The organism is Calothrix sp. 336/3 (assembly GCF_000734895.2).
In the GTDB taxonomy this organism is placed as follows: Bacteria; Cyanobacteriota; Cyanobacteriia; order Cyanobacteriales; family Nostocaceae; genus 336-3.
The window spans coordinates 495,206-520,016 of record NZ_CP011382.1; the positions used below are offsets into that span (position 1 = coordinate 495,206).

23 protein-coding genes and 1 pseudogene are annotated in these 24,811 nt (G+C 39.3%); 15 read left to right on the forward strand and 9 right to left on the reverse strand.

Annotated features, from left to right (window positions below):
• From cas10 to IJ00_RS02100, 12 genes and pseudogenes are all read left to right on the forward strand, one after another.
• A complete protein-coding gene (gene cas10 / locus IJ00_RS02050; RefSeq protein WP_035149549.1) occupies nt 1–2,385 on the forward strand; it encodes a type III-B CRISPR-associated protein Cas10/Cmr2 in 2,385 nt (794 codons plus the stop codon).
• An 8-nt stretch (nt 2,386–2,393) separates the two neighbouring features.
• A complete protein-coding gene (locus IJ00_RS02055) occupies nt 2,394–3,134 on the forward strand; it encodes an RAMP superfamily CRISPR-associated protein (protein ID WP_035149552.1) in 741 nt (246 codons plus the stop codon).
• Nucleotides 3,121–4,392, forward strand: a complete 1,272-nt coding sequence (gene csx10, locus IJ00_RS02060) for a CRISPR-associated RAMP protein Csx10 (protein ID WP_035149554.1) — start codon at nt 3,121–3,123, stop codon at nt 4,390–4,392. The genes IJ00_RS02055 and csx10 overlap by 14 nt, the downstream gene beginning before the upstream one ends.
• 1 nt (nt 4,393) lies before the next feature.
• Nucleotides 4,394–4,933 carry a hypothetical protein gene (locus IJ00_RS02065; protein ID WP_035149556.1) on the forward strand — a complete coding sequence of 180 codons (540 nt, stop codon included), beginning with the start codon at nt 4,394–4,396 and terminating at the stop codon, nt 4,931–4,933.
• An 18-nt stretch (nt 4,934–4,951) separates the two neighbouring features.
• Nucleotides 4,952–6,136, forward strand: a complete 1,185-nt coding sequence (locus IJ00_RS02070) for a putative CRISPR-associated protein (RefSeq protein ID WP_035149559.1) — start codon at nt 4,952–4,954, stop codon at nt 6,134–6,136.
• A 9-nt stretch (nt 6,137–6,145) separates the two neighbouring features.
• Nucleotides 6,146–6,324: pseudogene (locus IJ00_RS27445) on the forward strand (RAMP superfamily CRISPR-associated protein); the annotation flags it as partial.
• A gap of 47 nt (nt 6,325–6,371) precedes the next feature.
• Entirely contained in the window at nt 6,372–6,941 is a 570-nt protein-coding gene (locus IJ00_RS02075) for a Uma2 family endonuclease (RefSeq protein WP_035149561.1), read from the forward strand.
• 17 nt (nt 6,942–6,958) lie between these two features.
• The gene (csx7, locus tag IJ00_RS02080) at nt 6,959–7,819 is read left to right on the forward strand and encodes a CRISPR-associated RAMP protein Csx7 (protein ID WP_035149563.1); all 861 of its coding nucleotides are present in this window, start codon (nt 6,959–6,961) and stop codon (nt 7,817–7,819) included.
• 117 nt (nt 7,820–7,936) lie between these two features.
• A complete protein-coding gene (locus IJ00_RS02085) occupies nt 7,937–8,911 on the forward strand; it encodes an RAMP superfamily CRISPR-associated protein (protein ID WP_035149566.1) in 975 nt (324 codons plus the stop codon).
• Nucleotides 8,908–9,453, forward strand: a complete 546-nt coding sequence (locus IJ00_RS02090) for a hypothetical protein (RefSeq protein ID WP_052754359.1) — start codon at nt 8,908–8,910, stop codon at nt 9,451–9,453. Before IJ00_RS02085 ends, IJ00_RS02090 begins: the two co-directional genes overlap by 4 nt.
• On the forward strand, nt 9,389–10,465 hold the full coding sequence (locus tag IJ00_RS02095) for an RAMP superfamily CRISPR-associated protein (RefSeq protein WP_035149568.1): 1,077 nt from the start codon (nt 9,389–9,391) through the stop codon (nt 10,463–10,465). Before IJ00_RS02090 ends, IJ00_RS02095 begins: the two co-directional genes overlap by 65 nt.
• A complete protein-coding gene (locus IJ00_RS02100) occupies nt 10,465–11,118 on the forward strand; it encodes a hypothetical protein (RefSeq protein ID WP_035149570.1) in 654 nt (217 codons plus the stop codon). The genes IJ00_RS02095 and IJ00_RS02100 overlap by 1 nt, the downstream gene beginning before the upstream one ends.
• A 217-nt stretch (nt 11,119–11,335) precedes the next feature.
• On the opposite strand, the gene IJ00_RS02105 is transcribed toward IJ00_RS02100, so the two are convergent.
• The 6 genes from IJ00_RS02105 to IJ00_RS02130 all read right to left on the reverse strand — a co-directional run bounded on the left by IJ00_RS02105 (nt 11,336) and on the right by IJ00_RS02130 (nt 15,960).
• Nucleotides 11,336–11,866 carry a tetratricopeptide repeat protein gene (locus IJ00_RS02105; RefSeq protein WP_035149574.1) on the reverse strand — a complete coding sequence of 177 codons (531 nt, stop codon included), beginning with the start codon at nt 11,864–11,866 and terminating at the stop codon, nt 11,336–11,338.
• An 8-nt stretch (nt 11,867–11,874) separates the two neighbouring features.
• A complete protein-coding gene (locus IJ00_RS02110) occupies nt 11,875–12,798 on the reverse strand; it encodes a transporter substrate-binding domain-containing protein (protein WP_082127408.1) in 924 nt (307 codons plus the stop codon).
• Between the two features lie 54 nt (nt 12,799–12,852).
• The gene (gene rplT, locus IJ00_RS02115) at nt 12,853–13,206 is read right to left on the reverse strand and encodes a 50S ribosomal protein L20 (protein WP_035149577.1); all 354 of its coding nucleotides are present in this window, start codon (nt 13,204–13,206) and stop codon (nt 12,853–12,855) included.
• Between the two features lie 44 nt (nt 13,207–13,250).
• Nucleotides 13,251–13,448, reverse strand: a complete 198-nt coding sequence (gene rpmI, locus IJ00_RS02120) for a 50S ribosomal protein L35 (RefSeq protein WP_035149589.1) — start codon at nt 13,446–13,448, stop codon at nt 13,251–13,253.
• 81 nt (nt 13,449–13,529) lie between these two features.
• Nucleotides 13,530–15,134 carry an alkaline phosphatase gene (locus IJ00_RS02125; RefSeq protein ID WP_238178415.1) on the reverse strand — a complete coding sequence of 535 codons (1,605 nt, stop codon included), beginning with the start codon at nt 15,132–15,134 and terminating at the stop codon, nt 13,530–13,532.
• A gap of 511 nt (nt 15,135–15,645) precedes the next feature.
• Nucleotides 15,646–15,960 (reverse strand): hypothetical protein, encoded by a 315-nt coding sequence (locus IJ00_RS02130; RefSeq protein ID WP_035149591.1) that lies wholly within the window; start codon nt 15,958–15,960, stop codon nt 15,646–15,648.
• Between the two features lie 544 nt (nt 15,961–16,504).
• Between IJ00_RS02130 and IJ00_RS02135 the strand changes: the two genes are divergently transcribed.
• Together IJ00_RS02135 and IJ00_RS02140 are read left to right on the forward strand one after the other, a co-directional pair.
• Nucleotides 16,505–16,960 (forward strand): ribbon-helix-helix protein, CopG family, encoded by a 456-nt coding sequence (locus IJ00_RS02135; protein WP_035149594.1) that lies wholly within the window; start codon nt 16,505–16,507, stop codon nt 16,958–16,960.
• Entirely contained in the window at nt 16,941–17,624 is a 684-nt protein-coding gene (locus IJ00_RS02140; RefSeq protein ID WP_035149596.1) for a hypothetical protein, read from the forward strand. The genes IJ00_RS02135 and IJ00_RS02140 overlap by 20 nt, the downstream gene beginning before the upstream one ends.
• Before the next feature lie 103 nt (nt 17,625–17,727).
• On the opposite strand, the gene IJ00_RS29845 is transcribed toward IJ00_RS02140, so the two are convergent.
• The 3 genes from IJ00_RS29845 to IJ00_RS02150 form a co-directional block, all read right to left on the reverse strand.
• On the reverse strand, nt 17,728–17,856 hold the full coding sequence (locus tag IJ00_RS29845; RefSeq protein WP_256388840.1) for a hypothetical protein: 129 nt from the start codon (nt 17,854–17,856) through the stop codon (nt 17,728–17,730).
• A gap of 101 nt (nt 17,857–17,957) precedes the next feature.
• Entirely contained in the window at nt 17,958–21,062 is a 3,105-nt protein-coding gene (locus IJ00_RS02145; RefSeq protein WP_371259634.1) for a GAF domain-containing protein, read from the reverse strand.
• 360 nt (nt 21,063–21,422) lie between these two features.
• The gene (locus tag IJ00_RS02150; RefSeq protein WP_035149601.1) at nt 21,423–21,989 is read right to left on the reverse strand and encodes a hypothetical protein; all 567 of its coding nucleotides are present in this window, start codon (nt 21,987–21,989) and stop codon (nt 21,423–21,425) included.
• Between the two features lie 164 nt (nt 21,990–22,153).
• On the opposite strand from IJ00_RS02150, the gene IJ00_RS02155 reads away from it, so the two are divergent.
• Nucleotides 22,154–24,787, forward strand: coding sequence for a U32 family peptidase (locus tag IJ00_RS02155; protein WP_035149605.1), 2,634 nt, complete (start codon nt 22,154–22,156; stop codon nt 24,785–24,787).
• Nucleotides 24,788–24,811 lie beyond the last annotated feature (24 nt).

Consider the following 24,811-nt stretch of genomic DNA (forward strand, 5'->3'; position numbering starts at 1 on the left):
ATGACAGAAAAAATGCATCCTATCTCTATTGGAATCGCTTGGTGTTTAGCTTGGGGTGAAACACGGAAAGCAGAGAACTGGGAATTATTACAGCAAACTCGACAAGCTTTAATTGAAGATAGAGAATTACCGCAGAATTTTAAGTCAATTATTGAAGAAGTTAAAAAATTAGATAATCTAGAATTTCCTCAAACATTAGATAAATTAAAGAATCTTACAGAAACATGTTCTCAGCGATGGGAATCAAAAATAGGTTTAGTTTATGGTGGTGTAACAAAGGTTAAACAATATGTTTTTGAAGCTGCAACACTTCCAGATATTCGAGGTGCTTCATCTTTGCTGGATAGAATAAATTTAATAGATTTACCTACTTTCTTTGGTGTGATACCTAAACATAATCCAGAATTAAATACTCAGAAGAACTATAATGCTCAATGTAGCAGTGTAAGAAAGTGGTTAAATGATAATTTTCCACAACATTCGGAAAATGAAAAAAAACTATCAGATGCTTTAATCGAAGAACTGATTATATATTCTACTGGTGGGAATATATTAGCATTTTGTCCAGCAGCTTTTGTAGATGACTTAGCTAATGCAATTGAGAAACGCTATACTCATGAAACATTAACAGCAAATTCTTGTGCAGTAGGGGACAGATTCAAATTACTAGAAATTCAATTTGGTTTATTAAGGGATAATATCGAAGATACCTTTTGGCTAGATAAATATAAAAAAGATTATAAAAACCCTATAGTTGAAGGTTGCTTTGGGAAAGTAGAGAGCGATTCCCAAGTTATAGAAAATAATTTCCGAGACCATAAAAGCTTTAACGAGCTAACTACCAAGCTAGCAATTGCATTTAATCAACGTCGTTCGGGAAATGAAACCCCAAATCGTCCTAGTCGTCGTTATCCACCGATGTTAGAAACCCATCCTTATTTAAGGAGAGATGAGGTTGAAAAACGTAGCGCGATCGCTCACATCACCCAAGTTACCGGACAACCTTATTTATCTGAAGCTTCCCTAAGAAAAAGATGCATCGGCGATCGAGCAAAAAAGGGGGAATTACCATCATGGTATCGAGATTTATGTCAAAACACAAATTTAGATTGGCAACCAGGTATTATTGAAAGTTGGACGAATAAATTTGAACTATTTCTGAAACAAAATCCCGACAAACATCAAAAATATTGCAGAAACTATAACCTTGAAAACATAGAAACATCTCCATCTTTAACTCACCTCGGCAAAGTCAGTAATGGCTTTATTGCCTATATTTATGCTGATGGGAATAACATGGGTGGATATATTCAAAAAATCCGTACTCCTCAGGAGTATCAAAACTTTAGCGCTGATGTTGAAAATGCAACTAAATATTCGGTTTTTCATGCTTTAGCCAATCATCTTCACCCCAGACAATTACAAGGAATCGACGAATCAACCTCCAGATTAAACAATGGAGATTTTATCCATCCCTTTGAAATTATCACCATAGGTGAAGATGATATTATCCTGATAGTTCCCGCAGACAAAGCATTAGAGATAGCGAAAGATATCGGCGAAAACTTTGAAAATATTCTCTTGGATAATCTGAAAATACAAGAACATGGAAAACAACTAGAAATCAAAGGTAATTATTTCGATGAGTATTATGACGGTAGAAAAGCTCATCGTTGTCATCAAAACAATAAAAGCCCAGAAAAATCTAATTGTAAACTGAGTATCTCTAGTGGAGTTTTGATTGCTGCATATAATACTCCTATTTATTACGCGGAAAATTTAACTAAACAGTTAATGAAGTCAGCCAAAGATTATGCTAAAAAATTACACTTTAAGAATGATGATAAAAAGACTAATGAAGATAAATATTATGGTGGTACGGTAGATTTTTTCACAATGAAATCAGTTACAATGGTTTCGTCTAGTATTAAAGATTTTCGTGATAATGCACTAACAAAAAATCAAGGTGCAGAAATAAAACTTTACGCAGCACCCTATACACTTCACGAACTAGATGGTTTAATAGCCTCAATCAAAGCTTTAATTGCAGCAGATTTTCCTAAATCTCAACTCTATCAAATTCGAGATTTCCTTGCAAAAGGACGACGCACTGCTATTTTAAATTACTGTTATTTCCGCTCCAGACTCAAACAAGGGCAAACTCAATTAAGAGAAGATTTTGAAAAAGCCTGGTGTGATGCGAAAACAAATGGAGGAAATATCGCACCTTGGATGTACGAAAATAGATTCCCAGAAGAAAAACACAATAAATATTACGAAACTATTTGGCGGGAAATGGTTGATTTGTATGAATTCCTTAAGGAAGATGAGGAGAATAATGAATCGGAACAAACAGCAACAAATATATCCAATACATCTAAATAAACTATGCCATGATACAACTTCAACAATTAATCAATACTAATTTTGTTGAGACTAATAGAATTACAGCAATTATTGATTCTGCATTATGTGTAGGTGCTGGTGGTTCCTCTGGTTCCCTTGCAGATAAACCAATAGTTCGTAACTCCGAAGGTAATTTATTAATTCCTGCATCCCAGCTAAAAGGTAGATTGCGTCACGAATGCGAGAAGATAGCACGGGGTTTAGGATGGTCAATTTGTGAGTCTCCTAATGCGGGAAGAATGGTAATTAGGAGAAACGATGCACCGGAAGATTTTCAACGCGAGGAGTATGAAATACCCGGTTATAATGACACCTATCACTGCTTAATTAGTCAAATTTTCGGCGACCCAATTTTACCATCAAGGATAATATTTGATGATTTAATCTGCACCGAAGAACCGGAAAATTTACCAGAAGTATTACGTCCAGGGGTAACTATAAACCGTCGTCGCAAGATAGCAGAGGAGAAAAAACTTTACTTTTTAGAAACATCCCCCGCAAATGCAAAGCTCCAGTTTACTGGAGAGATTCACATCCAACCTAGCTTCACACCAGAAAGAGCAGATTGTGCGAAAGCATTAATTTGGAGTGGATTCAGACATGTCCATGCATTAGGAGGAAGTAAATCTGCTGGTTTGGGTTGGTTAACCTGGAAATTACCCGAAATTCAAGTAAGTGAGACGGTATGGGAATTTTTGCGGAAAGGAAGAAGAAGTGAAAAAAATTAAGTTAGAAATCAAAGCATTATCTCCCCTGGCAATTTCTCGACAAAAACCAGGTGGTTCGGTAAGCGAATGTGAAGATTATATACCTGGTAGTGTTATTCGTGGTGCTGTTGCAGGTGCAATTTTAAAGCAGTCAAATCAACAATTTAGCGATTTGAGTCAAAATGGTGGCGATTTTCAAGCCTTATTTTTAGGTGATAATCCTGTAATTTTTCAAAACGCTTATCCAAATATTTGCAAGATAGAAGGTGATGATTTTATATTCCATGAATACGTTAAAGTCTTACCAAGTACTGCGTTAAGTTCAAAAACAAAAGAAGGTTTTAAACCCGAGAATAATGGTGTTTTCGATACTTTAATTGACCGTTTTTGTACAGATTGCTACGGTTTGGCATATGAACCTAATTGTCCTACCGATGGAGGTAGGATTGATTCTCCGTCAATAACTTTTTATAGTGAGCTAAACGATGAATATTATAAATTATCTGCACAAAAGCGATTATTAACTAGAGTCGGAATTAATCGGAAACGTGCAACATCGGAAGAAGAAATTTTGTATAGTATCCAGGTTTTAGAAGAATCTGAATTCAAAGGTAAAAATCCTAAGCCTATTAGTTATATATCGTCTATTGTTTTACCTGATTCTATTTCCGATGAATTATCAACATCGCTTTTAGAATTTATGCAGAGAAACTCATTAAATTTACGATTGGGTGGTTCTACATCCAGAGGTTTAGGGAAAGTTGAAATATCAAGCGATGACGTCAAGATTAAAAGTAATATTGGAAATTTGATAGAAGAAAGAATTAAAAGCTTTACAGAAAAACTTTATCAACGTTGGGATAAATGGTCTATTTTTAGCTCTAACAATCAAGAAATATCTAAACAACGTTCCTATTTCACTTTAGATTTACAAGCAGATGCCATATTAAATGAAAAATGGCAACGTACAACTGTAATTTCCAAAGATATGTTAATTGAATTTACTAATATTGAAGATGATTCATTAGAATTAGAAGCATCTTATAGTAGCTATGACTATCGTTCTGGTTGGAATTCGGCTTGGGGTTTAATGAAAGATGTGCAATTAGTTACTAATAAGGGTGCTGTTTACTTATTCAGTACCGAACATCCAGATAAATGGTATGAAGCTTTAGCGAAATTAGAGTTAGAAGGAGTTGGAGAAAGAACTTGCGAAGGTTTTGGACAAGTAGAAGTTTGTAACCCGTTTCATTTAGTCATGAGAGAGGAGGCTGTCTAAGATGGAAGAGAACCTAGATACATTAGAAAATATGAACAGTTTTTTGGCGCAACAGCTTGAATTTAGAATTCAAAAAGCAATGACAGAACAAATAGATGATGTTATTAAAAACATACAACAACTAGCTCAGAAATTTTCTATTGCTACGAAAGATAAAAAATCACCTTTCAGAAATGTTTTATCTGTTGCAATTAGCTCAAACTCTACAGTTGAAGTTATTAAAAACTTTATCAAAAGTCAAATCGGTAGGAGTGGTGCAAGCCCTATATGGAGTACAAAAAATGGCAATGAACTATTTGCGATCGCATTAGTAAAAGAAATAGAAGGGTTAGAAAAATTTACCCAAGATGTCATCAAAAAAATAAGAAAGTCTATCCCTAAAAATAACCCATTAAATCAAGTTGTTGATAATCCAAATAAACAAATAGAATTAGCTAAAGAAATACACTTAAAACTCGTACAGCTTTACTTGGGTTATCTTGCCAGAGAACATACCGCTTTAGTCGGAGAAGCTAAACTAATTAATTCTCAAATTCCATAATTTTCTGAAGGAGTTAATATGAGTCGTCTTGTAATTTCTACAGTAGGAACGAGCTTACTAACAAATGAAATCAATGAAAGAAAAGACCCAAAAGAATGGGTTAAGCTTTTAAACAAAACAGCAAATCTTAGTTCTGCAATTATTACTGATGACAGTAATGATTCTGAATATTCTGAAGCTTACAAAATTATTCAAAAATTAAAAGATAGAGCAAAAGCAAAATTAGATGATAGCAATATTCTAGAGATTAGAGAAGCTAGTGCAGAATTAAATGGTATTTACGCTTTGTATGATGAAAAGTTAGAGAATGCAAAACCTGACACACATATATTAATTGCCACAGATACCCTTCAAGGGGAAGTTGCTGCTCAATTAATAGAATCTTTTTTAAGGAATCAGGGATTAAACAACATAATCCTGTGGATTGAACCCGAACTTTCTCTTGCTAGTAGCAATATTTTTACAGAAACCATTGCTAAATTAATTCCCAAAATTGAAAAAACTATCCAAAAAGGGGAAAGTAAAGGCAAAAAAGTTATTTTCAATTTAGTGGGTGGTTTTAAAGCATTGCAAGGGTATTTCAATACAATAGGTATGTTTTATGCAGATGAAGTAATTTATATATTTGAAGGTTCCAATGAATTGGTTAAAATTCCCAAATTACCCATCACAATCAATATTAAAGAAGTAGAAATATATAAGGTTCCTCTTGCAATGATGGAGCAAGGTGAAATATCAACGTCTGATACAGAAGTTGAAAAGATAGTTAAAGACATACCTGAAGAATGGATTGTTACAGACAGGGAAGAAATGATTTTATCGACTTGGGGTCAGCTAATTTGGAATCAGTGCAAAAATGAATTACTTTCCCAAGATTTACTTGATTTTCCCAGAATAGACTACAAAAAACAAGGTAATTTTTTAGTTGATTATCAGAATATTGATAAAGACGATAAAATGAAAAAAATCAAGTTACAAGAAACTATTGCTCAAGTTGCACAAAAGTTGACTTTATCAAAAGGTAATACACAAATTCTTTTTAGTGGGGGACTAGATTTTAATAGATATAACAATACTTCTATAGACCATTTCCGGATTAACGATAGTCTTAGAGTTAGCTGTCAAGCAATAGGAAATACCTTACATCTACGATATTATGGAACCCACGATCATATTTACAAGAAAGAAGGAATTAAAAGGTAAAATAATATCATGTTCGACACATTTATAAATCGCTTAGCAATAACAGGAATCCTGACAACTGCAACCGCATTACGGATTAGCGCAGGACGTTTTAGCGAACCCATCGTTCCGATTTACCAGTTATAAAATACATATTGGGTAATCCTTTAATCCCCGGTTCCAGCTTTAAAGGAGCTATGCGATATCGCGCGTCACAAAGTCATAGGAATTATCAATCTTTAACTTATCTACAGCTATGACCTCAATTCAATCTCCTTCAAAATTGACCTTAGCAGAATTTATACAACTACCAGAAACAAAACCTCCTGGGGAATACATTGATGGGAAAATATACCAAAAATCAATGCCAAAAGGAAAACATAGTGCCATCCAAACTTTTTTACCTCCTGCTATAAATCAAGCGGCTATTCCTCAACGTATAGCTCGTGCTTTCACAGAATTACGCTGTACTTTTGGCGACAGGTCAATTGTCCCAGATATCACAGTTTTTTCCTGGCAGCGAATTCCTGTTGATACTAATGGAGAAATCGAAAATACTTTTGAAATTCATCCAGATTGGACAATTGAAATATTATCACCAGACCAAAGTCCAACTCGTGTAATTGATAATATTTTATTCTGTTTAGATCGCGGTGCTGAATTAGGATGGTTAATCGATCCTCAAGAGAAACTAGTAATGATATTTCAACCAGGAAAACAACCAGAAATTAAACAAGATGGAGACATCCTACCTGTTTTGTCTTCTCTGGAAAATATATTAAATCTCTCAGCACAAGATGTATTTAGTTGGTTAATGTTAAGTTAGGTCTATGGATAAAATTTATGTTTGACATATTCAAAAACCGCTTAGAAATAACAGGAACTCTGACAACCGTAACCGCATTACGAATTAGTGCAGGACGTTCCAGTGAACCCATCGGTTCCGATTTACCAGTTATAAAAGATGCATTGGGTAATCCCTTAATACCTGGTTCCAGCTTTAAAGGAGCCATGCGATCGCGCTTAGAAAGTTTCCTCCGTGGTATCGTTGGCAATAATCGCAAACTTGTAGCTAATCCTGCGATAGAAGAGGAATGGTCTTTAACTTCTCAGGAAATTAAACAGCTTAAAGAGGATTTCCCCGATGATTTGGCTTTAACTGAGGAAATTATCAAACAAACTGATTTAGTTTCTTCTCTCTTTGGTTCTCCCTGGATAGCAAGTAAATTTCAAGTACGTGACTTAACCGTAGTTCCAGATTCCTGGTTTGGACAATACCAAGAACGGGATGGTGTATCAATTGACAGAGATACTGAAACCGCAGCAGATGGAAAACTTTACGATTTCCAAGTAGTACCCGCAGGAACCCAATTTGAATTTAAAGCAATAGTCGAAAATGCTGAGGAATGGGAATTAGGGTTATTGATGATTGGTTTGCATCAATTTGAAACCGAACAAATCCCCCTTGGTGGTGGGCGATCGCGCGGTTTAGGTGTTGTTAAACTAGATATTCGTGAGATGCTGTGGTTTGACTATCCTCCAGAGCAACCACATTTATTACTCGATTATCTCAAAAAGCTGGTGATGGGTGATAAAAGTGCTTACGAGGATGCACGGGAATTTAAAGACCATTGGGTACAACAACTAATTGATAAGCTGACAAATAGTAAATCGAATAAAACTACCACTGAAGCCAAAGTATAAAGGTGATAAATTTCATCTTTCAGCAACGCAACCACTAGCTAAATAATTTAGTAGTTGCTTAATGTTAGAAATTCAGTGTGAGCATCTTGCTCGCTATTTCAAAAATAGACCTTAACTATGCACAAACGACTTGTTAATCATTGCACAATTGATTTCAGCATCATCCCCGATGGACCAATTTTAATCAAATCAGGACGGGAAGGTGCTGACCCCACAAACCCTGATATGGAATTTGTTAGGACTTTTCATCAAGGGGGATGGTCGATATATTTACCGGGAAGTAGTCTTAAAGGGGCAATTCGCGCTCATGCAGAAAGAATTGTTCGTACTATTGGAAGTGAGACAAAACCTAGTAATTCTAGTAAGCTTTGGGCAAATAATCCTTTAACTGATAAATATAGTTACTTAAAGGATAGTGCAGGTAAGGATTTACCATCTCATGAAATATATCAAAAGTCTTCATTTACCGACCAAATGTTTGGGAATACTTCAATTGCTAGTCGGGTTAGAATTGAAGATGCTCATCCAGTTGATGTGAAAAAATTATATATTGAAGAGCGCAATGGTGTAGCTATTGATAGGGTATTTGGTTCGGTTGCGGTGGGACCATTTAATTATCAAGTATGTACTGCGGGAGAGTTTAGAACCAAAATACATCTCAAGAATTTTACTTTAGCGCAGCTTGGTTTAATTGGGTTGGTATTACGGGATTTAAATGATGGTTGGTTTGGTTTGGGTTTTGCAAAATCTCGTGGTTTGGGAACAGTGAAGGTTAAATACAATTCTGCTACTATTCAATATCCAGGATGTATATTGGATGACGATAAAAAACAAATTTGCCTATTAGGAAGTGATAATCAATGGAATTGGAGTTATTTACTAGGAGTTGGAGAATTTTTATCGCCAGAAGAAGCTAATAAGTATGGTTTCAAAAAGCCAGATAAACAAGATTCTCCTATACGTGCAGAATTGATGGAATTGGGTTTTGGTGTGCAGATGAAATGGGAAGGAGACACGGAAGCTGGTGTAAAAGATTTATTTATGCGTGGAGTTCGTTCTTGGGGTGAGCTTTTAGGATGCACTACATCATGATAGAAACTATAAAAGGATATGTTTATCATCAACAGTCGATAGAAGCAAAAGACATCAATAAGGTTATTGATGCAGTTAAAGATGCAATCAAAAATATTCCCAATTCCTCAGAAAGCTATTATTTTTTACGTTATACCCATGCAGTGACTGGAATTTGTTTGCAATTACCCAAGGATAGGGGAGAAATTGAAGGACAAATGTTTAATGCTATTTGTGAGTTGCGATGGAAGAAATCTAAAGCAGGTTATGAAGCATTAATTCTCAGTAAACAGAAAATTATATTAGATGGATTTGAAAGATTAACAAGAGATTGGGTAATTTGCGATCGCGATGCATTTTGGCATGATGTGAATGAAACAAAATTTCCCAAAGGATTTAAATTTCCAGAAAAACAACCAAAAATTAAGCAACGATATTTTCAAGATTCAGCAACTGCAACTGTTCATTTTGTCGCGCTAACAGTGAAGGAAGAAAAAAATGACTCAAATACCCAGACCTCAACCGAGAAAACCAACACCACCCCAGCGTCCAACCCGCGATAACTCTACAGAAACTAATCCTAGTAAACCCTATCAATTCGTCTCATTCCCGCTTGAAAAGCCTCGCTTAAAAGAACCTGCAGGACATGATAAATTTGATAAAAATCGCTTGCATGGAACCTTACTTTTAAAATTGCAAGTCCAAACCTCCTTGCACGTTTCTACAGGTATTGTTGCTCCCGGTAGCGATCTAGAAAGTCGCGTGGCTTTAATTAAAACTATGACACGAGGAGTGGAAAAGCAACTTTTAATTCAAGGTAGTTCTTTAAAAGGTTGCATTCGTTCGGTATACGAAGCAATCACTAATAGTACATTAGCAGTTGTCACATCAAGATACCGCGATAAAATACCCCAAGAACGTTTACCTTGTAGAAAAAACACTGAACTATGTCCAGCAAGTCAAGTATTTGGGGCTTTAGATTGGCAAGGATTAATTGAATTTAATGACGCAAAATGTGAAAGCGTCGGTTTTAATACAGGTTTTATGCCATCCTTATATCGTCCTCGTCCCGAATCTGGAAGCGCATATTTTGACACAAGGGGAAAAGTAGCTGGACGTAAGTTTTACTATCATACAATTCGCGCGATCGCTAAAGAGCAAAACCAAGGAATTGCAGTCCAACAAGCAGCACAAGCTTATACATTTACCACTCAGTTACAATTTAAAAATCTCAAACCTGAAGAATTAGGAACATTATTAGTTGTATTAGGACAAGACAGCAAATATCCCATTGCGTTAAAAGTCGGTGGTGGTAAACCCATCGGGATGGGGACGATGACTGTGGAAGTCACCCAAGCAAGGGTTTTAGAAAAATTCGATGATATTAAAAAACGCTACTGTCAATATAATCCTACAAACGATAACTTACTCACAGGACAAGCTTTACAAATATTCATCCAAAAGCAAATTAAAGCCGCACATTCTTCTGAATTCATTCAATCCAAACAACTTCAGCAATTAGCCCAAGTTTTGCAATATCCAACTGATAGAGAACCACCAGAAGGAATGTATTAATGCTAACTCAAGCCGAATCGTTAACAGAAACCGAATCCCAGCTAGCGCATAATTTAGCCATTACCCTAGTTCAAGACGAAACCGACGTTAACGAACTTGGGAAAGCGATCGCATATCTGCGAAGTATCATCACTCAACCTGATGCAGGTACGCGATTTTTGAAATACCTCAAAACCCTTGTAACTAACGGAAAACAAATTGGACATAGTGGCAGAACCATAGATTATTATCGCAATATTGACCGTGCTTGCAGTAAATATTTGCAGAATTATCAAAATAACCCTGATTCCATGTTAAAAATCTTGGGATGGGCAATGCGTTTGATGCGGTATTACAAAGTTAGTCCGATTGAAGATATTAATGTTAGTGAGATGCCTGAACCAGTTTCCGAGCGTCAAGCAGAAATAGCCAAGGTTTTAGAGTCCCAGAAGTTTGAAATTGATCAAGTTTTGGATGCGACTGTACTTAGCGTAAAAAAGGCTAAAGTTACCTATGAGATACTAGGGGCTATTAAACTAACAGAAAATGAGCATAAAAAAGCATCTTCGTTAGAAAAAAAACTGGGGGTAGTAGTGAAGGTAAAAATTGTCGCTCTTAAAGAAGATGGAAGTATTAAGAGTGTGAAGTGTATTTGTGATAATTGTTGTGCTTAATAATAATGGAAGTATTAATATGTGAAATTTTGAAGTGCGGAATACAGATTAAAAATCATCACACTTTTAGATAATTCAACAATATTATAAGCAGTTCTATTTCCCTAATGCGATACAGGTAAGATACCGAGCTTATTGCCCTCTGGGCTGAAATATCACCACACCCGAAAAATAGTGGAGTTAGGAGCAAATATAACCCAACCCCACCACAACTCCCTTAAGCGGAGACTAATCTTCTCAAGGATTCTGCACGACGCTTGGCTGTAGAATTATTCCCATCGTATTTCAGTGCCGATTCGTACATTTCTAAAGCTTGGGCAGTTAATTTCTTCTTCTCGTAAGCATGACCTAAGTTATTCAGTGCAAATACATAATCAGGCTTGAGTTTTATTGCCTCTTTATACTGACGAATCGCTAAATCATACTGTTCTTGAGCAAAGTAGGTAAAACCAAGTCCATTGTAAATATAAGCCAGACTTTCTTCGGTTTCTCCTTCCTCTTCGGCAGTTTTCAGAGCTTTCTGAAATAGGCTTATCGCTTGGGTGTATAGTTTCTTCTCAGAATAAATACTGGCGAGTTCGTAGTATTCTTGGGTTGTACCCTTTTCCTTTGTGAGTTTATTCCGCAGCTTACCAAAGGAGCTTTCGAGTCTGCGAGTTTTGAAAATCTGCCGGAAAACGCTGATTACGGTTAAGAAAAGTAAACCAACCAAAATACCGAGGTAAATAACTGCGAGCTTGCTGTCCATTGTCTTTATTAAATGTCTTTTCTCTTCTTATTATCAGGGAAATGGTTCGGGGTTTCTGCCTTGTCTACTATCTCCTCAAAGGGTAGCCCCCATTGAACAGCACGTTGTTTGAGCCATCCTGTCTCTAGATAGCGAGCGATCGCCCCGTTTATCTTCCTTCTGAGTTCGTCGTATTGTAAGCCCTTGGGCATAACTACGGCTAGGGGTTCTGTGGATAGTTTGGTGGGGATGAGCCGGTATTGAGGGGATTCCTGTACCCACCCACTCAGAATACTACCATCAGCAGCAAAGGCTGTAACTGAGCCATTATCTAGGAGCGATCGCCCTTCTAGGTAACTTTTGACTCCTACTAATTCAGCTTGTGGTAAATAATACTTAATTGTAGCTATGGTACTAGAGCCGGAAAGTACTGCTATCTTACGTTTATTCAACTCGGAGAGGGATGTAATTTCAGTGCCTTTTGTGAGTAATCTTGTACCATCAAAATAGTAAGGAACACTGAAGTTAATTACACGATTGCGAGATGCGGTGGCGGTGACTCTGGCAATGGTTATATCTGCTTGATGTTTGAGAATTACAGTCAGGCGATCGCGGTTGTTAACTGGGATAAATTTCACAGATGCAGTTTTACCAAGCAAATCTTGCCCTATTTGTTGGGCTAAATCAATTTCCAAACCCTGGAGATTACCTTGACTATCCTTAAATCCCAGGGGGGGTAAATTATCCTTGACAGCAACTTTCAGATAACCGCGCTGTTGAATATCAGTAAATTCGGACGCACGACAGGGAAGGGGAAAAAGCAGAAAACAACTCAGAGCGAAGATAATCAAACTGCTTCTCAGGTTGCCCCACCAGAAATAAGCATTGCGGATGATAGTCCTGAATTTGAGATTTAGGGCGATAAAAGATGAATTTTGGGCAAACTTTGCCATTTTTCTATCACCCCATCTACCTTGCATCACTGTTCTAGGACTATCATTTTCAGACTATTTGCCTTGACTCGCAAGTTCTGCAACTTTAGTAAAAGCAGCAGGATCGAGAATAGCCAATTGTGCCAGCATTTTACGATTGAGCTTAATCTCAGACTTTTTCAGATTACCGATAAATTGGCTGTAGCTCATACCATGTTGACGCACAGCAGCGTTAATACGGGTGATCCACAGACGACGGAAATCACGTTTGCGTTTTTTGCGATCGCGGTAAGCACTACGGAGCGCTTTCATTACCTGCTGATTCGCGGTTCTAAACAGAGTTGAGTGAGAACCACGGAAACCTTTAGCGAGCTTAAGAATCTTATTGCGGCGTTTACGAGCAACATTACCGCGTTTTACCCTTGTCATGATTTAACTTCCTGGATGAATCCTGAATCAATATTCTGGAAAAATTACAAATAGGGGAGCATTAAGCGTACATTTTCTTCATCACGCTCATTCACAATCACCATTTTTGACAGCTTACGCTTCTTGTTGGTGGTTTTGTGTTCTAGGATATGGTTTTTGAACGCTTTGCGACGCACGATTTTACCGCTACCTGTGGCGCGGAACCGCTTCGCAGCAGCTTTGCGAGTTTTTAGCTTAGGCATGGGAGGCAATTAATTCGACACAATCCATGATTATAGCCGATAAACGCCGGGATGCAGCTAAGGAATTTGATTTGCCCGTTTCTAAGATAAACGCTGTGCCCCAGGAATACCATTTTGGACGACAAAGGAAGCCAAAGTACTGATAGTTCCATTCTCATCCACGATACTAGAAACCACACGGTAGTCACTTTGCCAGAGTTCCGGAGTTAATTTGCAGCGCACATAACCACGATTAGCACCATCAAAGAATTTGGTGTGGGGATTGTCACTTAAAGCTGCTTGTACGGGAGCGATAAATTCCTTGGGAAAGTCAGAGCTAATTGATGTACCAATAAATTCTGTTCCAACAGTCACAGAAGCAGGGTTTTTAAAGTCCAGTTTCAAATCATGTACCCAACTGGAATGAATATCTCCGGTAATTACCACAGGGTTGTTTGGTTGACGTTGATATAGGTATTTCAGCAGGCGATCGCGCGCAGCAACATAACCATCCCACTGATCAAGATTAAATACTCCAATATCTGGACGTGGATCAAAATCGAATTCTGCCAACATCGTTTGTTGTGCAATCACATTCCACCGTGCTTGGGATTTATCCAACCCTTTGAATAACCATTTTTCTTGTTTAGTACCCGTCATGGTAGCTTCTGAATTAAAAGCATCCACACACCGGGGTTTGAGTCCATCACCACAGGGTTGATCACTGCGATATTGGCGCGTATCTAAAACGTTAAACTCTGCTAAATTACCAAAAGTGAAGCGTCGGTACAGTTGTAAGTTTACCCCTCTGGGAAGGGATGATTTACGTAGGGGCATATGTTCGTAATACGCCTGGTAAGCATTGATACGTCTGGTGATAAATTCCTTGGAACTTTGATTTTCTTCCGGTATCAAATTGGCATAGTTATTTTCCACCTCATGATCGTCCCAGGTGACAATCCAAGGAAAGTATTGATGGACAGCTTGCAGATACTTGTCAGTTTTATACAGGGCGTGACGGTTACGATAATCAGCCAAAGTGGTAATTTCTGGGCTATTATGCTGGCGAGGTTTTCCCGCTTCTGGAGCATACTCGTAAATATAATCACCCAGATGCACGACACAATCTAAGTCTTCCTCTGCCATGTGGCGAAAAGCTGTATAAAAACCATTTTCCCAATCTTGGCAGGAAACAAAGGCGAACTTGAATTCCTTGACAGAACTATAATAGGCGGGAGCGGTGCGAGTCCGTCCAATGGGGCTAACTTCTTTACCTACTTTAAATTGATACCAGTACCAACGCCCAGATTCCAATCCCTCCACTTCAACGTGTACAGAGTGAGCAAAGTCAGGGTTAGCTAGTACCTTACCCCGTCGCACAACCCGACGCATATTTTCATCCAGGGCAACTTGCCATCTGACTTCTACTGGTTCCGGTGGCATTCCTCCACCATTTAGGGGATCCGGTGCGAGTCTTGTCCAAATCACAAAGCCATCTGGTAATGGATCACCCGAAGCCACACCTAAACTGAAGGGATAATTTTGAAACTTAGGGTATGCAAGTACTGGTTGCCATTGACTAGTCACTACTAACCCAGTCAGAAACCCTGTACCTATCAAGAAATTCCGTCGGTTACACAAAATTGTTCGCAGGCGATAGGCTTCCAGCCCGCCCAAGGGGCGATCGCCATCATTCGCATCCATCATGCCCATATTTACCCCCTGTCATTATTGCTGAATCTGACAAAGCACAAACGCAACTGCCCCGTGGCTCTGGCAAAAAAACTATCAACCTAGAATCAAGTAGGGATTAAGGTGATGTTAAGAATCAACAAAATACTACTGGTTCGCAGGATGGGGAATGACGCAAAAACTACCCATTGCAGAGTCGGGATAAAGGAAATATGAAGGACTACTAGTAATAATAAATACTGACAAAGCCCATCTATCCCTTCACCTACAAGGTTTTTTTACTAGTAGTAATAAATACGGCAATATGGCAATACTTTAGCTTTTCTTTACCGACAGCATTGGACAATCCCTAAATCTTAGAATAATATTGTCTTATGTAAAGAAAAATGACATCAATAGACAACACTGACAGTATCTATCAGGAATATATACATCGCTACTCGTAAAAAAAAGTAGAGATGCATCCAACACCTCTACCTAGTCTTTGTCATTCTATGCTCTTTACAATCATCCTCAAACCGCCTTTTTAAGCAGGTTTAAGCCTTTCACTTTTAGATTCGAGTCCAGACACTATCAGGGAAATCATCTGCAAGATCGCCGCTCTATCTCCTGTCTGACATCGCTCGAATAACAACTGAAAATCTATCTTTCCGGCGTTTGCTGCGGATACTTGAAATAAATGTTCTTTTGCTTTCCTGTTATTATTCGCGCAAGCCGTATAAAGTATTACACTCGCCATCGTATAGAAATCTAGGGACGGCTCATCCGCACCCTGAAGATTAACAACGCTGGGAAATTGTGATAGGGGATGGATGAATTGATTGAAGGAAAGTTTTTTCATGCCAGTTGTTGAGTAAATATCTATAAGTCTGTTCGGGAATGATGTGATGCTGACTATATCTACTTAAATATGCAGAAGTTACAAAAAGAACAATTACTGAATTTAGCTGACCGTGCAATTATAAGTTCATCAAGGGGGTTGAAGAACATGGTAATCATTTCGATGAGACTCAGGCTACATCGGAATTGTGTTGTAGTGAGAAGAGGCAAATCCACTAACTTTTAGGACAAATTTCCAGGGGAATTAAGTTAAGGGTTATTGCGTAAATAAGAAATGCAATGTATACTAAAAGCATCAGAGAAATCTCACACAGTCCTTGTATAAGTTGTTGGTTAGCTGTTAGGGAAAAGCTAGCTGTCAGGGTCTCTACCGTTCCTCGTTCTGCGCTTGCTTATTACCTCACAACCTTATACTAACTCTTGTCATTTTTTTCTGTCAATATGTCATTTCAAAATGACGGCACAAAATGTATTGCATTTTTGGTGTCATGAGAGAAAATAGTACAAGAGTTAGATTCAACAGAGTGAGTTAAGAAATCGAAGATATGACCGATAGAAGGCGTTCTGACGATTACAAGCAAGTTAGTGGTTACGTTCCGCACTCCTTAGCGCGGGAGTTTAAAAGCATCTGCGCCCGTGAAGGGGTGTCACAAAGCGAAGCCTTAGAAGAAATGCTATACGAGTGGTTGAACAAGAGAGGAGCTTTAAACTCCTTGCCCGAAGAACCATCTCCACCGAAGACAATAGCCGATTTAGTTCGAGCCAACATGACACAACTCAAGCGTTGTGGAGTGAAAAACCTCCGAGCGCTTGCCAAGGGGGAAGTACTGCCAACACCAGGGGACTTCGCCATCATTACATCTGCTTTAGCTATCCCTGAGGAAGAAAGAATAATGATTTGGCAAGAAACTTTTAAACTTTCCGTAGATCACAATTCTACGAGTGTAAAATTGTATAAATACTCAGGAGGTATAGAAGAAGGTGAGTGGGAGTATTCTTAAGACCTTAAACCTGCCCGGTTGGAACTATAAACTTTCCCATGAGGGAGTGTCTATTTTTGCTCCAACAAAACGAGATGCGACTCACCTTGCTCAAAGCTTCGGAGATGCTCTCAGCGAAACTGCGGCAAAGATGAACGGCAAAGTTCGGATTGGCTGGCGGGGGTGTAAAAGCCCGATTGAGTTCTATGGTTGGATGGCAGCTAGTAGGAATCCGACGGCACAGGAAACAGCTGAACGTATTTTACGTACGGAAGGTTCTGTGTTTTGCAGTCAGATGCAAATGCCCGTAGGATTACTGAGGCGAATGATTGCGGCGGCGGATAGCGATCGCCCCATTAGTATTGTGCGGCAAGATACACGTCAGCAAATCATTGTGAATCAACCGATGGCTGATATGTTACAAACTCCGCCGGAAGTTGCAACCCAAAGAGTCATGACTAAATTCTGGCTTCCAGAAGATTTGGCAGAATTAGAAAGGCGACTACATCAGAATTCTGAGTTCACCTGGACTTATTCCGCCGGATTAAATGAGCAAGCTTGGGCAGTTTTGACAACTCATTTTCAAGCATTTGAAGTTGAGGGTATTTGGTATAGACAAGGAACTTGTTTATCAACTCCGCAATTGGTACCAATTCCACCAGGTGCTTTTGCTCCAGCATCATAAGCTGGTTTACGATTGAGTTCAAGAGTCGGGTGAGTTGTTAGGGTGTCACCAAAAATATCAGCCAGTTATTTTATTTATTTTTTCAGATATTTATCTGCTGCATCTATATTAAAAGCAATTTATACAATTTTTTAATTACTTGCACCTTTACACCGATAGGACAATAGAGGCTGAAATAAGCAATATTCTCATAATATTGATAGAGCGATCGCCACTGAATTAGTCCCACCATAATTACTTAGATTATCGTGTATATTGTTTGACTTTATCAAAGTCATAGTCAGCTTGCGCGATCGCTCTTTTCCTGTGCTTCGGCTAAAAACCTCAAATCACCTAATCAGCTAAAGACTGTTGCATAGGAATTTGTATCCAGAACTCACAACCTTTAGCAGGTTCAGAAATACACTCAATTTGACCACCGTGTTTTTCTACAATAATTTGATAGCTAATAGATAATCCTAAACCAGTACCCTTTCCAGGTTCCTTAGTTGTAAAGAACGGCTCAAAAATGCGCGATCGCAGATTTTCCGCGATACCACAACCATTATCAGCAATCCGAATTTGAATAGAATTATTGGCAAGAGCCTGCGTACGAATCCAAATTTTCGGCTTCTCCGTTGTCATACCCATTGTGACTGAATATTCTAAAGCATCAATTGCATTATTGAGAATATTCATAAATACCTGGTTCATCTGGGCTGCATAGCAAAGAAACTTAGGTAAATCACCATATTCCTTAACCACTTCAACCTCAAAACCATGATTTTGTGAGTGCAACCGATGTTGTAAAATTAGTAGGGTACTATCGATACCTTCATGCAGGTCAATCCTTTTCATCCCGGCTTCATCTAACCGAGAAAAGGTGCGTAAAGATAAAACTAACTGAGAAATTCTCTCTGTACCCACCATCATAGAATGCAAAATTTGGGGTAAATCATTAGCAATAAAATTCAAATCTATTGCCTCTATTTGCTCTTGAACTTCTTTTCTCGGTTTAGGATAGTATTTTTGGAAAATATGGAGTAGATGCAATAAATTTTCTGTATGTTCCTTGAGGTAAGTAACATTACCATAAATAAAACTAATCGGGTTGTTTATTTCATGGGCTATCCCTGCCACTAATTGTCCTAAACCAGCCATTTTTTCACTTTGAATTAATTGGCTTTGAGTTTGTTGTAATTCTTTGAGCGTTTGGGCGATTTCTTCTTTTTGACTTTGGGTTTGTTCTAACAGTTCTGCTTGCTGGATTCCCACCCCTAATTGTGTGCCAATCTGCACCAACAAATCCACTTCATCCTCTTGCCAATCACGAGGTTCATTGTTTTGATATGCTGCTAGCAATCCCCAAAGTTTGTCACCTTGAAAAATTGGCACAATCATATATGCCCTAGCCCCCATTGCCTCACTAATAGCAATTAGATGCGGGGAATAATTGCTAGCATAAATATCCTTAATCACTAGACTTTGATTATGAACAAAGTTCCCTCCTTGGGTTCTTTGTAGATAGTCCTCTGTAATTACAGGTAAAATTTCTCGTACAGGTTTCAATCCTGGAGCTAGTGATTCAGCGACAAATTCACCACTCCAATCCTCCTGGAAACGATAAATTGTCACTCGGTCAACTTCTAATAATTGTTGAACTTCCTTTGTACTGGTAGCAAATATAGTGTTTAAATCTAAAGACTGACGAATTTTCTCTACTGTTGCAGCTAGGGCTTTCTCTCTTTCGGCGGCTTTGCGTTCCCGTTCGGCGGCTTTGGCTAGTTGTTCGGCTTGCACCTGTACCTGTTTCAAAGACTCTGCTTGCTGCAAAGCCACTCCCAATTGTATTCCTACCTGGGCTAATAAATTGATTTCTTCATCTTGCCAGTAACGGGGTTGGGAGTTTTGATAAGCTACTAGCAAGCCCCACAATTTTTCCCCTTGGGAAATGGGAACAAACACTTCATTGCGTGCATACTTTCCAGCTTGAATTTGTTGTAAAAGTATGCGTTCTGTCACAGGCTGTGACTTCACCGTTGGTGTCCAGCCATCAACTATAGAGTCAGCTACAAACTCACCACTCCAGTCTGGGTAAAAGCGATAAATTGCCACTCTTTCCACTTCTAGTAGTCGTAAAACTTCTTGGGTAGTGGTTTTGAAGATGGTGTCAATATCGAGAGAACGGCGAATTTTCTCGATGGTATTCGCCAAAGCCCGTTGTCTTTCCGCAGCTTTGCTGATTTCTGCGGCTTGGGTTTGCATCTGCTGTAAGAATTCGGCTTGTTGTAAAGCTACCCCTAATTGAGTGCTAATTTGGGTGAGAAAATAGACTTCATCTTCTTGCCAATTGCGAGGGCTGCTGTTTTGATAGACTGCTAACAAGCCCCAGAGTTTTTGACCATGATAAATAGCTAGAATCACGTAAGCTTTTGCTTGATACCTTTCTAATACGTCAAGGTAGCAATTACTAAAGCCTGCATTGTAAATATCATGGCAGATGCGATAGACTTCACCCCTATTAAAACCACCGCCAACGGTATCCTGTAAATAAGTATCTACCACTGGACTAACTGCTAAATGTTTAACGCTACATTCGCTGATATTTTCAAAAACTTCTGATTGTTGTAACTGTTGCTGTATCAACGCCACCCAACCCTCGGCTACTGATTCAAAGACAAACTCACCACTCCAATCGGGATTGAAGCGATAGATAGCTACACGATCAGCATTCAGCAGTTGTCTAATTTCCTCAGTGCTGGTGCGAAAAATGCTCTCTAAATCTAAAGACTGGCGAATTTTCTCGATGGTAATAGCAATGATTCTTTGCCATTCTGCGGCTTTTTCTCTGGCTTGTGCTTGCGCTAATTGTGCAGATTGCAATTTTACTTGTTCTAGATAATCTGCTTGCTGCAAAGCAACTCCTAAATGTTCGGCAATGAGTTGCACAAACTCAATTTCTGATGTTTCCCATTGTCGCGGTGCATCACATTGATGGATACATAAAAGTCCCCATAGTTCTTTCCCTTTCATTAAGGGAGTGGCGACATTAGCACGGACTTGGAACCTTTCCAACATTTGTATATGGCAATCACTAACATCAGCTTGATAGATGTCAGACATGACTTTCATCCGACCTTGCTGATAAAGTCCAGCAAACTCTTCAGCAAAGCAGTGATCGCGGAGTTTGACTGTTAATGCAGAGTTCCATTCTTGTCCCACATCTTCATAAATGAATTCGCCTTCCCACCCCAATTCAGGATAAAAACGAAATACTCCCACTCGGTCAGCATTAATTAACTGACGCACTTCTTTCACCGTAATTTGAAATATAGTGTTGATATCAAAAGATTCACGTATACGGGCAATTACCCTAGACAAGGCTTTGTGTTTTTCACCTTGATGCACGGTAAATATGACATCATGATTATCTTGTTCGGGTATTGAATTAGACTGCATGGTTTCTATCTTAGAAAAGTTTTGCATGTCCGATATGAATTTATATATGGAACCTCTCAATGTTTCAGGATTCCCGAAAAGGCTCTAAAGCTAACATTCAAGTAGTCTGGCTCCATAAATTATCCAATGGGCAGCGCGATCGCTCAATCTAGCTCGGTTATGCCCGATGAAATACTATCAGGATTCGTACGGCTAATGCTCCCAAATAATTAAACTATTTTACAATCCTAGGTAGCAGATGAGATAGTATTAAAAGTTACAATAATTAGGGCGATCGCCACTTGATTTTTAATACTACGGGATTCTAAAGAAAAGATTAAAAATATCTATTCAGCAATGAAGTTAAGCCTGATTAGGCTATCACCCAAAGGGTTGCCCCCAAAAGCGCCAATTTTCCTTATTGAAGGGAGATTTCCATTTCTTAATCAAGGCTAATTCTAATCTTTGTCTGGCTCTGGTAGGAACTGGCGCATCCCACCAAAAAGCAATATTGACTGCTGTGGGTAACTGATAATCATAGTGTAAATCTAGGTACTTTTGTATATATCTTTTGCAATCATGGACACCCTTCCATCTTTGGTTAGATTGGCAAGTTTCACCAATATAAAGCAGTAGATTGGCAGCCATATCAATAACGAAATATAAACAAGCTTGACCAGAACTATCAACTGGTAAGCGATAGAATGACATGGGTGATGGCTTGAGTGCAAAAGGGTCAATAATATTAGGTTCTACGTGGGAATTTGGAGTAGAAAACAAGCTCATTTGTTGATGGGGTTCTTGGATTCTCACCTGTTGTTGATGGATGAAAATTTGATGTTTCCATGCAATTAAAGTTTTCTCATCCATTAATAACACCGGAGGTTTATTGCTAGCTTTGGGGCTAATTTCCCCTGGTGAGAATAAGTCTAATTGGTTTGTTTCCAACTATGTCTCCAATGATACAACTCGCAGATGATAGCATTTTTTGTCACTTCTGCAAACGTTCCCAGGAATGACACAAGGTTGCAAACCTTTTCCCCCGTTCCCTTCCCCTCTCCCCCCAGCAGCGATATCATAACTAGGATGTACCTTCTCCCATCCAAGTAACAATGCCAGTCGATATCCAAACACCTCAACGTCCAGAACTTCTTGCACCTGCGGGAAATTGGGAATGTGCAAAAGCTGCCGTGGAAAATGGTGCTGATGCCATATACTTTGGTTTGGATAAGTTCAACGCCAGAATGCGGGCAGAAAATTTCACCGAAGCAGATTTACCGGAGTTGATGACATATCTGCATAGTCGTGGGGTGAAGGGTTATGTAACTTTAAACACCTTAATTTTTCCCCAGGAATTGAGAGCCGCCCAACATTATCTACGCTCAATTATTGCGGCGGGAGTGGATGCTGTCATTGTTCAGGATATCGGTATTTGTCGTTTAATTCGTCACCTTTCCCCAGATTTTCCCATCCATGCATCTACTCAGATGACAATTACCAGCGTTGCAGGCGTGGAATTTGCGGAGGAACTGGGGTGTAATTTAGTTGTGTTGGCGCGGGAATGCTCCCTCAAGGAAATTGATAAAATTCAGCAACATTTGGCATATCGACAAACTTCCCTACCCCTAGAGGTATTTGTCCATGGGGCGCTCTGTGTTGCCTATTCTGGGCAGTGTCTCACCAGCGAAGCTCTGGGAGGACGCTCGGCAAACCGGGGAGAATGTGCCCAAGCTTGCCGGATGCCCTATGAGTTAATTGCTGATGGCGAAACGGTTTATTTAGGTGATAAAAAATACTTACTCAGCCCTCAGGATTTGGCGGGATTGGATGTTTTACCTGATTTGGTGAAGTCGGGTGTGAGCTGTTTAAAAATTGAGGGACGGTTGAAGTCTGCGGAGTACGTAGCGAGTGTGACGCGGGTTTATCGGGAAGCTTTAGATCGGGTGGAAGTCAGTCAAAATTCCCCAGAAGAAATTCCGGAAAATCTGGAAGCAACGGCAGAAATTTCAGATTCCCAGGGAGAAATCGCACGGGAACGTTATCAATTGGAAATGGCTTTTTCCCGTGGGTTATATACGGGGTGGTTTGGGGGTATTAATAATCAGGAGTTGGTTCACGCAAGATTTGGCAAGAAACGGGGAGTATATTTAGGGGAAGTTACCCGTGTGCGTGAGGGACAGGTAGCAATAAAGTTGGGTGCTGCTGGGGCGATCGCCAGAAAATCATCCCTAGAGTCAGTAATCAAACCGGGTGATGGGGTAGTATTTGACAGTGGCAATCCCCAAACCCAGGAAGAGGGGGGACGAGTCTATGGAGTACAGCAGCAAGGTAGGGAAGCAATTCTGACTTTTGGTAGGGATAATGTGAATTGGCGACGGGTGCAGGTTGGTGATAAATTATGGAAAACTAGTGACCCGGAATTAGATAAGCAGGTTAGGCAGAGTTTTGCTGGAGATGTCCCCCAGTTTCAACGTCCGGTAGCCATGGAAGTATACGGGAAAGTGGGAGAACAATTGCGGGCGATCGCTCGTGATCAATTGGGTAACATTGTCTTGCTAGACTCGGATATACTCCTAGTTGCTGCCCATACTAAACCCCTGACTACGGAGAAGTTGCGGGAACAATTGGGACGTTTGGGTAATACTTCTTTGCGTTTAACTAATCTCGATAACCATCTCCAGGGTAATGTTATGTTACCTGTGAGTGAGTTAAATCGAATGCGTCGAGAAATTGTGGCTAGGTTGGAGAAATTACGCAGTCAACCCCCCCGATGGCAGTTAAATAATCACGCATCTCTCAAGGATATTTTACCGAGTCCTGAAACCCTATCTCCGATTCCGAGTCCGACAAATTTGATTGTTTTGGTACGCAATTTACGGCAATTGCAGGCAATTCTCGACAGAAATATGGATTCGAGTAGTTTTGCAGAGATAGGGGGGGGAGGAATTCCCATCCATACTATTTATTGTGAGTTTGCCGATCAGCGTCAGTATCGTCAAGCAGTGAAAATGGTACGGGAAAGGGAGAATTCTGCTTACCAAATCTTTGTTGCACCACCGAGAATTACTAAACCAGGGGAAAATTGGATTTTACAGCAGGTGAAGTCTGCGGGTGCGGATGGTTATTTGGTAAGAAATTATGACCATTTACAGTTTTTTGCCGGGGATAATTGTGTGGGAGATTTTTCTCTGAATGTGGCGAATCCCTTGAGCGCAGATTACTTGAAAAATAAATATGGTTTGCAAAGGCTGACCGCATCCTATGATTTAAATATTCAACAGTTAACAGATTTATTGCAACATACACCTCCTTCCTGGTTTGAAGTCACAATTCACCAACATATGCCCATGTTTCATATGGAACATTGCGTATTTTGTGCCTTTTTATCTGACGGGACAGATTATACTAATTGCGATCGCCCCTGTGAAAAACACCAGGTGAAATTACGTGACAGGGTGGGAACTGAACATATTCTGCAAGCAGATGTCGGTTGTCGCAATACAGTATTTAATGGCACTGCCCAAACCGGAGCCGAATACGTACAGCACCTGATAGACTTGGGTTTACGAGATTTTCGCATAGAGTTTGTGGATGAATCACCAGAAGAGGTGCAGCTAATTATACATAAGTATCAGCAATTATTAAGGGGAGATATTAGTGGTTCGCAACTTTGGCGAGAATTAAAATTACAGAATCAACTCGGTGTCACCCGTGGAAGCATCGGTGCGGGACATTGGAAGAATTAAGAATATTACCTGAGCTAGTTCTGG